The sequence below is a fragment of the Algirhabdus cladophorae genome, from assembly GCF_044772865.1.
Lineage (GTDB): Bacteria > Pseudomonadota > Alphaproteobacteria > Rhodobacterales > Rhodobacteraceae > Algirhabdus > Algirhabdus cladophorae.
In genome coordinates this window covers 636745-648628 of the sequence record NZ_CP173029.1, presented here as the reverse complement: position 1 = coordinate 648628, position 11884 = coordinate 636745, and the positions used below count along the sequence as shown (strand labels likewise).

At 53.8% G+C, this 11884-nt stretch carries 10 protein-coding genes and 1 tRNA gene; 6 read left to right on the top strand and 5 right to left on the bottom strand.

The genetic code is table 11. The annotated features are described in order from the left end of the window. Positions 1-78 precede the first annotated feature (78 nt). Both ACIRQ6_RS03130 and ACIRQ6_RS03125 read right to left on the bottom strand, forming a co-directional pair. Complete coding sequence (locus ACIRQ6_RS03130) at positions 79-726, bottom strand: GntR family transcriptional regulator (RefSeq protein ID WP_420862681.1); 648 nt, start codon at positions 724-726, stop codon at positions 79-81. Positions 727-757: 31 nt separating this feature from the next. After that, on the bottom strand, positions 758-1447 hold the full coding sequence (locus ACIRQ6_RS03125) for a M48 family metallopeptidase (RefSeq protein ID WP_420862680.1): 690 nt from the start codon (positions 1445-1447) through the stop codon (positions 758-760). A 137-nt stretch (positions 1448-1584) separates the two neighbouring features. Between ACIRQ6_RS03125 and ACIRQ6_RS03120 the strand changes: the two genes are divergently transcribed. Next, positions 1585-1923, top strand: a complete 339-nt coding sequence (locus ACIRQ6_RS03120; protein ID WP_420862679.1) for a TIGR02300 family protein — start codon at positions 1585-1587, stop codon at positions 1921-1923. Between the two features lie 105 nt (positions 1924-2028). Further along, a tRNA-Ala gene (locus ACIRQ6_RS03115) sits at positions 2029-2104 on the top strand. 238 nt (positions 2105-2342) lie between these two features. Here the strand turns inward: ACIRQ6_RS03115 and ACIRQ6_RS03110 are convergent. Together ACIRQ6_RS03110 and ACIRQ6_RS03105 are read right to left on the bottom strand one after the other, a co-directional pair. Next, entirely contained in the window at positions 2343-4532 is a 2190-nt protein-coding gene (locus tag ACIRQ6_RS03110; protein ID WP_420862678.1) for an NADP-dependent isocitrate dehydrogenase, read from the bottom strand. Between the two features lie 554 nt (positions 4533-5086). Continuing rightward, positions 5087-5404, bottom strand: a complete 318-nt coding sequence (locus tag ACIRQ6_RS03105; protein ID WP_420862677.1) for a GntR family transcriptional regulator — start codon at positions 5402-5404, stop codon at positions 5087-5089. Positions 5405-5562: 158 nt separating this feature from the next. Here ACIRQ6_RS03105 and ACIRQ6_RS03100 point away from each other — a divergent pair, with 158 nt between their 5' ends. The 4 genes from ACIRQ6_RS03100 to ACIRQ6_RS03085 all read left to right on the top strand — a co-directional run bounded on the left by ACIRQ6_RS03100 (position 5563) and on the right by ACIRQ6_RS03085 (position 9672). Next, positions 5563-6249 carry a fumarylacetoacetate hydrolase family protein gene (locus ACIRQ6_RS03100; RefSeq protein WP_420862676.1) on the top strand — a complete coding sequence of 229 codons (687 nt, stop codon included), beginning with the start codon at positions 5563-5565 and terminating at the stop codon, positions 6247-6249. A gap of 198 nt (positions 6250-6447) precedes the next feature. After that, a complete protein-coding gene (locus ACIRQ6_RS03095; RefSeq protein WP_420862675.1) occupies positions 6448-6861 on the top strand; it encodes a hypothetical protein in 414 nt (137 codons plus the stop codon). A gap of 6 nt (positions 6862-6867) precedes the next feature. Next, positions 6868-7659, top strand: coding sequence for an FIST C-terminal domain-containing protein (locus ACIRQ6_RS03090; RefSeq protein ID WP_420862674.1), 792 nt, complete (start codon positions 6868-6870; stop codon positions 7657-7659). Between the two features lie 9 nt (positions 7660-7668). Beyond that, on the top strand, positions 7669-9672 hold the full coding sequence (locus ACIRQ6_RS03085) for a putative bifunctional diguanylate cyclase/phosphodiesterase (protein WP_420862673.1): 2004 nt from the start codon (positions 7669-7671) through the stop codon (positions 9670-9672). Here ACIRQ6_RS03085 and ACIRQ6_RS03080 read toward each other — a convergent pair. Next, positions 9568-11841, bottom strand: a complete 2274-nt coding sequence (locus ACIRQ6_RS03080) for a polysaccharide lyase family 7 protein (RefSeq protein ID WP_420862672.1) — start codon at positions 11839-11841, stop codon at positions 9568-9570. The two genes, ACIRQ6_RS03085 and ACIRQ6_RS03080, sit on opposite strands and share 105 nt — an antisense overlap. Between the last annotated feature and the right edge of the window lie 43 nt (positions 11842-11884).

Here is an 11884-nt window from a genome sequence, read left to right as displayed (position 1 = left end):
GGCGATCGGGTCTCGCCAGTGTGGGATAAGGCGCTGGCACCCGCTCCCGCAGGGGCCAGCTGATTTTAATCAGATGATTTATTCCGCCAACAATTTCAGCCCAGCTGTTACATCAGCACGCAGCGCCAGACGTAGGCTCGGCTCATCACCGGCCCGCAACGCAGCTAAAATCAAGCGGTGATTGCGCGGGGCCTCCGTGCGGTTCAATTTGCCATAAAGTGCCCGCATCGTTGGCCCCAGTTGCAGCCAAACGGTTTCTGCCATGGCCAACATAGCAGGCGCTTGGGCCCGCAAATACAAGGTACGATGAAATTCAAGGTTCAACCGAATATACCCCACTGCATCACGGTGCGCGATGGCTTGGGCCACATCATTGTTGATGCTTGTGAGCCGCTCGATCAGCGCCATATGGGCCCTTGGCAATGCCCGCGTCGCCAGTTCGGGCTCGATCAGCGCGCGCAACGCAGCAAGCTCTTCCAACCGTTCGCTGGACAGCTCCGGCGTGCTGACACGGCCAGAATTGGACAACGACAGCGCCCCCTCAGCCACCAACCGGCGCAGCGCCTCGCGGGCCGGGGTCATCGAGACATTGAATTCCTTGCCGATCCCACGCAGCGTCAGGGCCTGCCCCGGGGGCACCTCACCGTACATAATGCGCAATCGCAACGCACGGTATAACTGTTCATGAGTGGCCGATGTGGCCTCAGAGCGGGGTTGTAGCAACATGGCCTAGTTGTGATCACAAAATCCCAACGGGTCAATCAAAGACATATTGATGCAACAAATTGCCATTGGTGCGCAGCCACTTTCGCTGATCCGCACATGGTCCATAAAGCCGCTCGACCACATCCCAAAACGCCTGCGAGTGGTTCATCTCTTGGAGATGAGCGACCTCATGGGCCGCCACATAATCCAGGACATCTGGTGGGGCCATGATCAACCGCCAAGAATAGTTCAAATTGCCCGCGCTGGAACACGAGCCCCACCGCGAACGAGTATCGCGCAGCGTGATCCGCTTGACCGGTTTGCCCAACCGGGCAGCATAGACTTCTGTTGCTGCATGCAGACGCGGCCGCGCTCGGGCCTTGAGAAACGCTGCGATCTTGGCCGCATATCCGGCCTCTGGGCCCGGCACCAGCAACTGCGTGCCGATGATCTGCGCAGCCCGACTTTTCCCTTGGGAAATGACCAACGGCGTGCCTTCAAACAGAACCTCGGCGCCCACACGCAAATCGACACGGGGCGCTTGGATCACCAGCTGATGCCGCAGCCAAACTTCTTTTTCGCGCAGGAAAGATATGGCTTCGGATTTGGACCCACGCGTTGGTATCGTCAAAGACACCCGACCATCCAGCCGTGACACCCGCAGCGAAATCCGGCCTGCCCGCGCAGAGCGCCTCAGCACAACAGCAATCGGTGGCGATCCGTCCAGAATGATCTCTTCCATTTACCGCTTTTCCTACTTTGCCATGGCCTGCACAGTAATTTTCCCAAAACTCACACGCAAACCCCTTTGACACCCAGCGCCAGTTCTGGCATGCGAACAAGATTGCCGACGATTTAGACCAACTTTAGGGGAATCCTATGCCCAAAGAAGAATGGGGCGTAAAGCGCCTTTGCCCGACCACTGGAAAACGCTTTTACGATATGGGCCGTGACCCGATTGTCAGCCCCTATACCGGCGAAGTGGTGACCTTGGACACCAACAAAAACCGCACCATGGTTGCTGACAAAGCAGATCCAGCCTCGGCCAAGCCCGAAGACGATGAAGAAGATATCGTACTCGATGATGACGCAGATGTGCTCGACGACGACGACGCAGATGTGGATCTGGGTGATGACGTACTGGAAGACGATGACGACGACGATACAGTTCCTTTGGAAGAAATCGCCGATGTCGCCAGCCCAACCGACGACGACTAAAAAGGGCGCTCTGCGCACCTAACGTAAGAAAAAACGCAGTTGGGCATTTGCGATGCATTTTTCGGGTTGAACCCCGGGGCGCATTTGCCTAACTAGCACCCAAATGGGGCCTTAGCTCAGCTGGGAGAGCGCCTGCATGGCATGCAGGAGGTCAGCGGTTCGATCCCGCTAGGCTCCACCATTTTCCTTTTCCCAAATACGAGCGCCGACGCCTTTTTGAGGTCAGTTCAGATTGTGAACTTGGTTTGCGCGTTCGGGGCCAACCCCCCTTGAACCGTGCTGTCTTTACGGGTCAAGACGGCCTTGTTTTGTGCACCAAGGAAGACGGCCAAGCTGTAAGGGTCTACGAATGTTGACCAAACAGGAAAGCCGACCCATAGGCGTCAGATGGGCCCACGGGTCGACCTTGGTTTCAGAGCCTACCCGATGATCGCGTTCAGCGTTGCAGAGGGGCGCATCACGGCGGCGGTCTTTTCTGGATCAGTGCGATAATATCCGCCCAAATCAGCAGGGGCGCCTTGAACCGCAGCAAGCTCTGCCAGAATATCGCTTTCGCCCTCAGCCAGTGCTTTGGCCACTGGTGCAAAATAAGCGGCCAGTTCTGGATCGCTGTTTTGACCCGCCAGGGCTTCGGCCCAGTAACGGGCGAACCAATAGTGGCTGTTGCGGTTGTCGGGCTCGCCTACCTTGCGAGATGGCGAACGACTGTCGTCCAAAATGCCTTGTGTTGCGGCATCGACCGCTTGGCCCAGCACCCGTGCTTTTTCATTGTTCTTGGAGTCAGCTAGAAAAGTGAGGCTTTCGCCCAAGGCGCAGAATTCGCCGAGGCTGTCCCAACGCAAGTGATTTTCTTCGTTCAACTGTTGTACGTGTTTTGGGGCAGATCCGCCTGCACCCGTTTCAAACAGGCCACCACCGTTCATCAGTTTCACGATCGACAACATCTTGGCCGATGTGGCCAGTTCCAGGATCGGGAACAGGTCGGTCAGGTAGTCGCGCAAAACGTTGCCCGTGATCGCGATGGAGTTATTGCCCGCCGTGATGGTTTCAAAAGACGCACGCGTTGCAGCGCGTGGGGGCATGATGGTGAACTTGTCAGCGACGCCGCGCGCTTTCAGGATCGGCTCGACATAGGCGATCAGCTCTGCGTCGTGGGCACGGTCCGCATCCAGCCAAAAGATGGCTTCGCAGCCTTCGGCTTTTTGGCGATCAATCGCAAGGTTCACCCAGTCTTCAATCGGAGCTTTGCGCGTCGAGGCCGATCGCCAGATATCGCCAACCTCTACCTCGTGTTGATGCAGCACAGTGCCATCAGCAAGGATCATCTTCACAGTGCCCGCTTCTGGCACTTCAAACGTGGTGGGGTGTGAGCCGTATTCCTCGGCTTTTTGCGCCATCAATCCGATATTTTGAACGGTGCCCGCAGTTGCCGGGTTCAACTTACCGTTCTCTTTGAAGAAGTTGATCGTTTCGTCATAGATCGGTGCATAGGAATTATCCGGGATCACACAGTTTGCATCGGCTTCTTTTCCATCTGGTCCCCAACCTTTGCCGCCAGCACGGATCAGGGCGGGCATAGATGCGTCGATGATCACGTCAGAGGACACGTGCAAGTTGGTCAGGCCTTTGTCACTGTCGACCATATACATCGGTGGGCGCGCGGCCATGCAGGCGTCAATATCGGCCATGATCGCGGCATCATCTTTGACGCGGTCCAACAGATCACCCAAGCCAGAGTTTGGGTTAACACCAAGATCGGCAAGGGCTGCACCATGCGCGTCAAACACAGGTGCCAGAAAGGCTTTGACGGCGTGACCAAAGATGATTGGATCGGACACTTTCATCATTGTGGATTTCAGGTGGAGCGAAAACAGGGTGCCATCGGCTTTGGTTTTCTCGATCTCAGCCGCTAGAAAATCCTTCAAAGCAGCAACGCTCATAAAGGTGGCGTCAACAACTGTGCCCGCCGGATAGCTCAGGCCTTCCTTTAGGACGATTTCACCTGTTGCAGTTTCGAGAACGATTTTTGCAGTCGTCTCTTCTGCCAGTGTGGCTGATGCCTCATTCGAGAAGAAGTCGTTGCCAGACATGGACGACACCTGCGTCTTGCTGTCTGCGGACCAATCGCCCATACGGTGCGGATTATTTTGTGCAAAGTTCTTTACTGCCTTTGCCGCACGGCGATCAGAGTTCCCTTCTCGCAGTACGGGGTTCACAGCAGACCCCTTGATGCCGTCATACTTGGCCCGGATCGCCTCTTCGGCCTCAGTTGCTGGCGCCTCTGGATAGTCTGGCACAGCGTAGCCTTTGGACTGCAATTCTTTGATCGCGGCGACTAACTGTGGCACCGAAGCCGAGATATTTGGCAACTTGATGACGTTTGCCTCTGCGGTTTTCACCAAACGGCCAAGGTCTGCCAGATCATCTGGTTGGCGCTGATCTTCGCTTAGGTTCTCGGGAAACGTCGCAAGGATCCGTCCCGCAAGGCTGATGTCCTTGGTGCCAACTGTGACGCCAGCGGCGGCGGCGAACTTTTGAATAATTGGCAAGAACGACGCCGACGCGAGTTCCGGGGCTTCGTCTACTTTGGTATAGATAATATCTGACATGGGGGAATCCTTACGGCTAAAGTTGCCGTCTCAATACCCAATGAATTGACCGCCGTCGACTGCATACCGCTGCATACACTGTACAAAAACTCAGAAAATCAGCAAATTTTTCAAGGTTTCGCCACATAATCTGCGTCGCACCGCTCCAGACAGGCCCACCTACCATTTCTTTGAGGGAAGCGGATGCAGTTGTTGTCACGGGAAAAATTTCAACTTTGACACTTGGAAATGATCCGAATACGCGCACGGGACCGCGACATGGCCGAGTATGGCGTGCCCAACCCAATATCCATCTGACCGCTCAACGCTGCCTCAATAGCCACCTCTTCGTCCGAAAAAGCGGTCCATTCGTCATCAAGCCCGTTTTCCCACGATCCAGTGCCGCAAAGACTCCTGCCAGCTCGTCAGCCGGGATTTCCGCCAAAGCGAAGCGAATTTTCTCGGTACTTGTGGATCCGGCACCAAAGCCAATGGCGAGTGGAAGTGCGGCTGCACCCAAAGGGACCTTTTTCAGGAACTGTTTGGTATTTCTCCGCCCAGTTTTCTGTAAATTTTCAGATACGTGTTGGGGTCGGCTTCATGCTCTTTTCCAACGGTACCTTTTGTCTGCTCGAGCCTCCCCAATCGTCTGTTGGCGAGCGACCCCAAATGGGTTCGCATTGCAGCCTGCGCTGAAGACGGATCGCGCGCGCATGAGGGTCAAAAGCTTTGCGCAAAGTGGACCTGCAGATCCCCAACCGACCGATCAAATCACGTTCACACGGCAGCCTGTCCGCAGGCCGATAATTCCCCGTCTTAAGGGACGTCCGCAACGCGATAACTGTATCTTGGGCATCAACAGTTTTTTGTGGAAGAAGGGCAGCAGCAGTCATCAAACCGCAGACCAATTTAGGGATATTGCTTCCACGTTGCGCCACCAATTGCTTGAAATCACAAAATATTTGCGGATTTTGGGCCGTTTGACCCTGATTGATTTCAAAATTGGTCTCAGCTATTCAAGGGTAACGCCAGCCAAATCCCAGACAGAAAAATGACAGATTACGTAATCGACGCACCCCAGATTGTAGAGCTTCCAATTGTCGAGACCGACGATGCGTTTCCGGTCAGACGGATCTATTGCATCGGACGTAATTATGCAGCCCATGCGATTGAAATGGGTCATGACCCTGACCGCGAGCCTCCGTTTTTCTTTCAAAAAAATGCCAATAACTTGGATCCGTCGGGCGATTTCCCCTACCCTCCCCACAGTTCTGACGTGCATCATGAGGCGGAAATGTACGTCGCTTTGAAGTCAGGCGGCACGAACATCGCCGTAGAAGACGCATTAAACCATGTCTATGGCTACGGGCTGTCACTTGACATGACCCGTCGCGATTTGCAGGGCGAGATGAAAAAAATGGGGCGTCCGTGGGAAATCGGCAAAGCGTTCGAACGGTCGGCCCCATGTGGCCCGATCCATCCAGCGTCAGCTATCGGACATCCAAGTGATGGTCACTTGACCCTCACAGTGAATGGCCAGATGCGTCAGGAAGGGGATCTGAACCAAATGATATGGAAGGTTCCCGAAATGATCGCATACCTCAGCGAATACTTCGAACTTGCCGCGGGTGATGTCATCCAATCCGGGACACCCTCTGGCGTTGGCCCGGTGGAACGCGGTGACGTCATGGTGATGCGCGTTGAAGGTCTAGGTGAACTGACAGTCAAAGTTATTTAACAAGATCGAACAGGGCGACGAAAATCATACGCCACCTTCTATCGGATTTGATCAAAGGGCTTCCTAAGGACGCCTGGGCGACTACTGTTGTCCGTGAAAGTTCGCTTAAAGTTGACCGAACTTTAAGCCAACGGGGAAACAAAAGTTTAACCGTAGTCACCCTACATTGCCTCGAGAGGGAAAATGTAGGTTTGTGATATGAAAATTACGACGGCTGCCAATGAAATCGCAGACACGAGGTTGGCGATCGAAGCAATGGTTCACGCTCTGGAATTACGCTTGACGGAAAAACCCGTGATCCTGAAGGCAAGCTACACAGAACATCACGATCCAAACATCATTTTAGCAGGGTTGCAGGCGGCCTTTCCCGACACTCAAATTCTTGGCGGTTCTACTCATGAAGGGCTGTTCACCGAACAACGGACCTTCGGATTTGGGAAACCAGCTATAGGCGCTTTGACGATTTGTGACGACGATACCGATGTCGGTGTCGCCGTAGAAGCGCTACCGGAAAACGCCAGCAATGATGATATAACTGCGGCTCTTTCTATTGCACTAGAACGTGCAGAAATGCAGGCTGATCGACTTGGGGAACTTCCTGACCTGATCTAGACCTATATGACCCCAGGCCTAGAGGAAAGCAGCATTGCAGCACTTGTTGACGTTTTTGGCGAGGGCGCTCGGGCCGTCGGGATGACCGTGGCCGATAAATTATTCACAGGCAATTGGTCCATGTTTGACGGATCTGGCGTAGCCAAAAACGGCATTGGGATTGCACTGTTTTACGCGACCGATGCCGTGACCCACTACATCCAATCTGGCTTTATGCCCCAAGGGGAATCTGGGGTTGTAACAAAAGCCGAGGGCCGAAACTTGATCACAATCGATGACAAACCAGCCCGCGACGTTTTCTTAGATTGGCTTGGTCGGGACCCCATTATTGAAACGGGACAAGTAAGTTACGAACTGATGGGGTTGGCTTCGTTTGCCCATCGCGTTGGTGAAACGCGCATGGCCAACGGTGCTGTGATCGAAAACTACTATCTTGTTGCACCAGTGATGGCCGATGCGGGAACGCTGACCATGGTTGCGAACCCAATTGAAGGGGACACAATTTACATGATGACAGGCGAGAAGGACAGCATGCACAATCGCCTTGGAAAGGTGACACAGCAAACCCTTGATAAATCGTTGGAAAAGGGTGCACCAGCGGGCGGCATAATGGTGATGTGTGCCGGATATACGATGGCACTGAAACGCGATTCACTAAAGTCGATGGAGTCTTTGATCAAGACATTCGACGGCGTCCCAGTGTTGGGGACATTGGGATATGGAGAGCAAGGCACATACACGAACGGTAAGTGCATTCACGGGAATTGGATGGTCTCCTCGACCGTCTTCAATGCCTAATCGCACACCATGACGATTAACGATCAAGAAGCACTTCGCGCAGCACTGGTTGAGCTGGAACAGCTTAACGATGTAGCGGAAAAATCGCGTGCAAACGCTGAGATGCTCTTGAGCGGTTTAGAATTGCTGTCGAATGTTGAATCTGGCTCAGATGCTCTGTCCGTCGTTCTCAAGGTGCTCAGTTCTTCAGTTGATGATGCAACACTTTGTGTTCTGACGCAGGATGAGGGCGGTGCCGTGCGGTGTTTGGCCTCAACCAACCCTACATTGCTATCCGTTTCTGGTCATGCCGGAAAGGCGCTGAAACGGGCTTTTTCTGGCCGTTCTATCGTTCTCTCAGATTCGGTTATATCTGCTTGGTGGTCTGACTTGGACCCTGTATTCGGCAACTACGGATCTGCCCTTCTTCATCCCATGGCACCCCTTGATCGAGCGGCCGTCTTGGTTTGCTTACAACCTGAAAAAGGCGCTTTCTCGAAAGCGCACGGTCAACGGCTTCAGTTCTTTGTGCCCTTAGCGATTCAAGGCCTGCGTCAATCTGAACAAATGGCAGAGGTTGAAGCCGCGCGCCAATCTGCAGAACGCTACGCTAAAACTGACTTTTTGACAGGGCTCGCGAACCGCCTTGCCCTTGAAGAGCAGGCGCTAGAGTACGCGTCTGCGGCTGCCGGCGGTGCAAGCAAGCTGTGGACCGCAGTGATCGATCTTAACGCGTTCAAGCCCATCAACGACAACTTCGGCCATGATGCGGGAGACGCAGTATTGGTTGCAATTGGCAAACGTTTGGAAGGTTTGAAAGCGCATAATTTTGTCGCCGCGCGCTTGGGCGGTGACGAGTTTGGCATTCTGCTAACAAATGTACAAACTCGAGACGATTTAGTGAGTGCTGGACGCCATATCGTCAGCTGTTTCGACGATCCGGTCGCGTATTCCGGAAACGAATTTCGGGTTGGCGCCAGCATTGGCTTGGCACCCTTCGGCATAGGTGCGGCTGGCCTAGAGGATGCCATGGTGGCAGCAGATCGGGCGATGTATTCTATGAAATCACGTCGCGTAACAGGCTATGCGATTTATCAGGCAGCAGATGACGACAAACATGCTGAGACTTACAGCTCAGAAAGTCTGCGGGCCGCATTAGAAAACGGGCAATTTGAGCCGCACTATCAACCCAAGATAGATCTCAGAACTCAAGAGATTATTGGATTTGAAGCTCTTGCACGCTGGATTCACCCCACGGCTGGCATTCTACGTCCAGGGGATTTCCTAAAGCCTACTGAAAACAGCGGGCTCTCCAATCTCTTCACGCGCGTGATCTTGCAGAATGTCTTTCAGCAAATTCAGGATTGGCGGGCAACTGGTGTGCCGACCCTTCCAATCGCCCTCAACTTATCCGAAGTGTATCTTGCGTCTGAAGACGGTGCGATCGAACTGATTGGGATGATGGAAGACTACGGCATTGGCCCCGGTGATGTTGTTTTTGAGATTACCGAAGACGTGCTTATTGCGCGGTCTTCTGACTTTATCGTCAAATCGATCCAGCGCTTGAAAGACTGGGGTGGGTTGATATCCCTAGATGATTTCGGGACTGGCTACGGCTGTCTTCGCAACCTGCTAGAGATGCCAGTCGATGAAATAAAGATCGATAGGGCCTTCGTTTCTCGCATTGGCCAAGACCGCAAAAGCGAAGTCATTTTGGACGCAATCCTAGAAATGTCCTTAGGATTGGGGGTGAACGTTGTGGCGGAGGGCGTAGAAACTGCGACCCAGTCAGACCAAAGGCCGGTTTTATTGAAACCCGTGTCTCACTCGTTCTTCATGCATTGCAAGCGCAATAGGGCCACCGCGACCACAAGTGCGCCCTATCTTACGCGGCAGACTGCCTATAGTCTCCCAGCGCGGATTATCACATCAGGGCAGGATTTCGACCCGGACATTGGAAAAATCCAAGCCGTTATCTGGGCTGTTGATCTCATTGGATGTGCCAAAGGTCACGCTGTTGACGTGGAACGATAGCATTCCAAAATTGTTCACCTGACTGTCCAGATCCATGTGGGTGAACGTGGTCAGCACTGCACCGTCTTGGCTGAGGGTTCCGGTGATTTTCACCCCTTCCGCCTGCTTTTGCACGGACACTTCACCCGTATAGACCTCACCTGCGGCGAACTGATAGGGCTCGCCACCCCCAGCAAGGTGTTTGTAGGCTTTGGTGGTGCCCATCAGCCGGCCAATTCGGCCCGGTTTTTGCTTCCGGATGTCGATATTGGCAAGGCTGGGATCATCCAAATTGACATCAAAATCAATCATATAGCCCGGCAAGTTATTATAGAGCTTGTTGGGTTGTTTCGAAGATGCCCCCAAATCAGCCTCAAGTCCCTCGCGATCCAATTTATCGTGCAAACCGATCCGAAAGGCAGAATCGCGATCCCGCCCCAGCGTCTCAGGTGTGGTAAAGGTAAACTGCGCCTTTAGGCTCTGCCCCTGCGAAAGGGTCTGTGGCGCAAAGGTCGTGCGAATACCACGTCCGGAACTGCCAGACACAAGACCCAAAGCCCCCGGTGCAATCTCAATCGCGCTGCTGGTCGTGGTGGCCCACCAATTGGCGTCCATCGGATCACCACCAGCGCTGCGATCGCCGTCGGCAAAACTATCATCAAACAGTACCCCCGCCACAGCAGGGTTGGGTACTGTTACCTCGTCAGGCACATCTAATTCTTTTGCGGCCTGTTCGCGGATCTCATCTGTGACCGGATCATGGCTGTGGTCCAGCGCATAAAAGATCACTTTGTCAAAGTCGGTTTCGGGCTGTGGACTGGTATTATTGCCCGTATAGGCCCCTGCTTTGAAGAACATAAATTCGTTTTCAACACTGAAACCGCTGTCACGCATATCAAAGGGCTCGGCCTCGACGACACTGCCATCGTCGCGAATGATCTGAAGGTGCAACATCGGAATGATCGCATCGCCCTCAGGCTTGCCTTTCACCTCGATCACATAGCTAAACACCTCGTCCAAGGCGATGCCATCCTCAGGGTTTTTCGCTTTGTTTGCGCGGCTTCCGATAACCTCGACCCAAGTTTCCTTGCCCACTTCTGGGTCATGAGCAAAATAGATCGAGCCAAATTTGTTGTGCGGGAGCTTGCGATAATACAACCGGATTGGTTCGTCATTTTTGGCATGGATCTGGCCAATAACAACCCGCCCGACTTGGTAATTTTTCCCCTGCCGCGTGACTTGGTTGACCGATAATGTCGCCTTGAGCACGCCGTTCACACCGCCCGCCTCGGCCTGTGCCACAGCAGGGGCAGATGAGAAGACCCAGTTGTTTTTATTGGGATAGCCGCCATCAGCACGGGTTTGAATCGTATAATCCCCACGGCGCAACATGCCGCGCAGTTCGGTCCGGGTATAGCTGGTGTTTTTCGATGTCTTTGCCCCTGCAGGCGTCACTCGAAATACCATGCCACCAGTCGCGGGGTCCGTGTAGAAGTACCGCGGATCGGTCCAACCCGCCGCCAGTTCGTTTTCATAAACACTGTCGGATTTGCCGTCGCCATTGTCATCTGCAGGGGTCGTGACGTACCAACCGCTAAGGTCAAAGTTCTCGCCCGGCGATTTCTTGGGATCCAGCCCGAACATGCCTTGCCCCTGACGTTCCGTCAGAATGGGGGCTGCAGGTTTTTCAACGGCCACACCACAGCCAAGGGCGGCCACTTCGACAATGCTGTTCCAATCGTTGCTTTCATTGCCATCGCTGATGATCCGCACGAATTGGGCTTTTTTGTTTGAAAAATCATAGGTTTCAAACTCAAGCGAGGTGCCTTCAGACTGCCGTGGCTGCACAATGGTTTGGTAGAACTTTCCATTGGGGGAGGCCGCAATTGAAAACGTCGATTTGCGGCTATCGCCCTTGTACCACGCGATCTGCAGGGCTTTCACAGTCTGTTCTGCGCCCAGATCCAACAGCAATGTCTTGGGCCCACCTTCGGATTCGTTGGACCAGCGCGAGTCCGGGTCAAAATCGCCATCAATGGTGTTTTCTGGCCCGTGGGTTTCTTCATACATTCCATCATCCGTGGCCGACACGATGGTCAAAGGGCCGCGCCCCTCGCATCCAGTTGCGGCATGGGCCGTGGATCCAGCGATCACACCCAAACAAATCAAAGCTACGGAAAATTTAGACATCAGGCGCCCTCCCAGACCACACTAGATGACTAGTATGCCAGAT

Coding starts and splice junctions, on each gene's coding strand:
- ACIRQ6_RS03130 (WP_420862681.1), bottom strand. CDS start 726: ATGTTGCTACAACCCCGCTCTGAGGCCACATCGGCCACTCATGAACAG.
- ACIRQ6_RS03125 (WP_420862680.1), bottom strand. CDS start 1,447: ATGGAAGAGATCATTCTGGACGGATCGCCACCGATTGCTGTTGTGCTG.
- ACIRQ6_RS03120 (WP_420862679.1), top strand. CDS start 1,585: ATGCCCAAAGAAGAATGGGGCGTAAAGCGCCTTTGCCCGACCACTGGA.
- ACIRQ6_RS03110 (WP_420862678.1), bottom strand. CDS start 4,532: ATGTCAGATATTATCTATACCAAAGTAGACGAAGCCCCGGAACTCGCG.
- ACIRQ6_RS03105 (WP_420862677.1), bottom strand. CDS start 5,404: ATGACTGCTGCTGCCCTTCTTCCACAAAAAACTGTTGATGCCCAAGAT.
- ACIRQ6_RS03100 (WP_420862676.1), top strand. CDS start 5,563: ATGACAGATTACGTAATCGACGCACCCCAGATTGTAGAGCTTCCAATT.
- ACIRQ6_RS03095 (WP_420862675.1), top strand. CDS start 6,448: ATGAAAATTACGACGGCTGCCAATGAAATCGCAGACACGAGGTTGGCG.
- ACIRQ6_RS03090 (WP_420862674.1), top strand. CDS start 6,868: ATGACCCCAGGCCTAGAGGAAAGCAGCATTGCAGCACTTGTTGACGTT.
- ACIRQ6_RS03085 (WP_420862673.1), top strand. CDS start 7,669: ATGACGATTAACGATCAAGAAGCACTTCGCGCAGCACTGGTTGAGCTG.
- ACIRQ6_RS03080 (WP_420862672.1), bottom strand. CDS start 11,841: ATGTCTAAATTTTCCGTAGCTTTGATTTGTTTGGGTGTGATCGCTGGA.